Origin of the sequence: Rubrivirga sp., from assembly GCF_049648075.1 — a bacterium.
GTDB lineage: Bacteria > Bacteroidota > Rhodothermia > Rhodothermales > Rubricoccaceae > Rubrivirga.
The window spans coordinates 1-2,058 of sequence record NZ_JBARYR010000338.1; the positions used below are offsets into that span (position 1 = coordinate 1).

Annotated in this window: 2 protein-coding genes and 1 pseudogene; all 3 read left to right on the forward strand. The window is 70.7% G+C overall.

Translation table 11 applies throughout. From position 1 onward, the window contains the following. Positions 1-181 (forward strand): annotated as a pseudogene (locus WBA11_RS10135) (fused response regulator/thioredoxin-disulfide reductase); the annotation flags it as partial. A gap of 295 nt (positions 182-476) precedes the next feature. Continuing rightward, complete coding sequence (locus WBA11_RS10140; protein WP_424520578.1) at positions 477-1,406, forward strand: ring-cleaving dioxygenase; 930 nt, start codon at positions 477-479, stop codon at positions 1,404-1,406. Positions 1,407-1,408: 2 nt separating this feature from the next. Continuing rightward, positions 1,409-1,882 carry an FAD-dependent oxidoreductase gene (locus WBA11_RS10145; RefSeq protein WP_424520579.1) on the forward strand — a complete coding sequence of 158 codons (474 nt, stop codon included), beginning with the start codon at positions 1,409-1,411 and terminating at the stop codon, positions 1,880-1,882. Positions 1,883-2,058: the final 176 nt, after the last annotated feature.

Below are 2,058 nucleotides of genomic sequence, written 5' to 3' on the forward strand. Positions count from 1 at the left end.
CTCTGAGGCCGACCTCGAGGACTGGCCGCTCGAACGGGCGCCGTTCCTGCTCGAGTCGAGCGTCCCCGGCGTGTTCGTCGCGGGCGACGTCCGGGCGGAGTCCGTCAAGCGCGTGGCGTCGGCGGTCGGCGAGGGCTCGGTCGCGGTCGCGTTCGTCCACCAGCACCTCGCCGATTTGTAGTGTGGGGAGTGGGTGTTTGGGGTTGGGGGCCTCCGGGCTCGCCATTGAGGTTGGACCCGCCTTCAGCTCGCCCTCGAGGTCGCGCCTTCGGTCCCAGCCTGCCTCTCTTCATGAGTCATCCCCGCGCAGGCGGGGACCCAGGCGGTCTCGCTCGCTCCCTCGGGGGCGTCTCCGGCGCCGCGCGCCCTCACCCTCACCCTCTCCCCCAGGGAGAGGCGACCTCGTAGGCGACCTCGAGAGTGACACCGACCTCGAGGTCACAGTCGACGCCCCCAACACCCAGCCCCCAACCCCCGTGCTCACCGGCCTCCACCACGTCACCGCCATCTGCGGCCCCGCCCAGCCCAACGTCGACGTCTACGCCGGCACGTTGGGGCTCCGGCTCGTCAAGCAGACGGTCAACTTCGACGACCCCGGTACCTACCACCTCTACTACGCCGACGGCCCGGCGCGGCCCGGCTCCTTCTTGACCTTCTTCCCGTGGCCCAGCGACGGCCTTCGAGGACGGGTCGGGGCCGGCCAGGCGACGGCGACCGCGTACACGGTCTCGCCAGGAGCGCTGAGCGAATGGATCGACCGGTTCGCTGAGGCAGGCATCCCGACAGCCGTCCCGACCTCGAGGTTCGGCCAGAACGTTTTGACCGTCCACGACGGCGACGGGCTGGTGATCGACTTGATCGAGGACGAGGACGCGAGCGGGCAGTGGGCCGACGGCCTGGTCCCGACCTCGATGGCCCTGGGCGCCTTCCACAGCGTCACGCTGTGCTCTCACAACCCCGACGCGACGCTGCGCGTGCTGACCGAGGCCTACGGCTATCAAGAGCACGGACAGGAGGGCGACCGGCTGCGGCTCGTCAACCCGAACGCCGACCGCGCCCGGTTCGTCGACATCGACGTGGCGCCCCAGCCCGCCGGCCGGATGGGTATCGGGACCGTCCACCACGTCGCCTTCCGAGCGCCCGACGACGACGCCGAGCTCGAGGCGAGGGAAACGCTCTTGTCGATGGGTCTTCAGCCCACGCCCCAGATCGACCGGCAGTATTTCCACTCGGTCTACACGCGTGAGCCCGGCGGCATCCTGTTCGAGATCGCGACCGACCCGCCCGGTTTCACCGTCGACGAGCCGTTCGAGACGCTGGGCCGGGCGCTCAAACTGCCGGCGCAGTACGAGCCGCAACGCGCGGCCATCGAGGCTCGGCTGACGCCGCTCGAGCTGCCGTACTAAAGTTGGAGACGGCGCAAGAGCCGAGGGCGCCCGGCTGGTGCGCCCTCGAGGACGGCCGCCCGTCGAGGCGGAGTTCGCCCTCGAGGACGGGTAAGCCTGGGCCAGGCGGTGACGTCTCACGGCTCACTCCCTCGACCTCGATAACGCCCTCCCCCACCTTCGACGTCGTCATCGTAGGCGCTGGCACGGCAGGCCTGACCGCGGCCACGATGCTGGGCCGCTCGCGCCGCCGCGTACTCGTCCTCGATAGCGGAGCCCCGCGAAACGCGCCGGCCGCCCACGCCCACAACGTGTTCACGCGCGACGGCACGCCTCCGCTCGACCTGATCCGACACGCGCGAGCCACGGCCATCGAGGGTGAGGCCGGCGCGTTTACCATCGCCCTCGAGGACGACGCTGTGACGGCACGAGCCGTTTTGTTCGCGACCGGCGTCGTGGACGAGTTGCCCGACGTGCCCGGCGTCCGCGAGCTGTAGGGCGGGACCGTCTTTCACTGTCCCTACTGCCACGGCTGGGAGGTCCGCGACCGGCCGCTCGCCGTCTGGCTAAACGGCCCCGCCGCCGCCGACCGCGCCGTCTTGCTCCGCTCGTGGTCCGACGACATCGTGGTCCTCACCGACGGTCCGTCCGAGATCGGCGAGGAGGGCGAAGC